The sequence below is a fragment of the Streptomyces recifensis genome, from assembly GCF_002154615.1.
GTDB lineage: Bacteria > Actinomycetota > Actinomycetes > Streptomycetales > Streptomycetaceae > Streptomyces > Streptomyces griseoluteus.
The window spans coordinates 1-510 of sequence record NZ_MUNH01000914.1; the positions used below are offsets into that span (position 1 = coordinate 1).

Below are 510 nucleotides of genomic sequence, written 5' to 3' on the forward strand. Positions count from 1 at the left end.
TGACGACCCGGGTCGTCAGCGGGGGCACATGCGACTTGTCGTCGTCGGACACGTCTGCGGGCTGGGGCGACTCGGGGGTCGTCACTGGGGCTCTCCGTTCAGGGCAGGGGTGCTGCTGACAAGAGCCTACCTAGCTACGGTATGGTGGACGCGCGGAGGGTCAAGGGACGCCTTGGAATCTGCGAGCCCCGGTAGCCCAATTGGCAGCAGGCAATGGATTCAAAACCCATACAGTGTCGGTTCGAATCCGACTCGGGGCACTTTTCCTTCGATTCGAAGAATTGACTCAGCAAGCGGATGCTCACGTTCTCGTGAACATCCGCTTTTTTGCATACCCCCACGTCGCAGCCCCCGCACAGTGGCCACGTGTACGACATGGGCACGCGCGAGCGGGTACTCGCGCTGGTGGCGCAAAATCGCAGCCTCAACTCGGTGAGCCGCGAGACCGGCATCTCCCGCGCGGCCATCCGCTCCTGGCAGACACGACCCGCTCCCCTACGCCCCACCAAC

At 63.5% G+C, this 510-nt stretch carries 1 protein-coding gene, 1 tRNA gene and 1 pseudogene; 2 read left to right on the forward strand and 1 reads right to left on the reverse strand.

Annotated elements, in window-relative coordinates; all coding sequences use genetic code 11:
• A pseudogene (locus CCN33_RS31425) lies at positions 1-85 on the reverse strand (response regulator); the annotation flags it as partial.
• A gap of 100 nt (positions 86-185) precedes the next feature.
• Between CCN33_RS31425 and CCN33_RS30790 the strand changes: the two are divergent.
• Positions 186-260 (forward strand) — tRNA-Leu (locus tag CCN33_RS30790).
• Between the two features lie 106 nt (positions 261-366).
• Positions 367-510: helix-turn-helix domain-containing protein (locus tag CCN33_RS33440; RefSeq protein ID WP_244174004.1), on the forward strand; the 144-nt coding region annotated here is incomplete at its 3' end.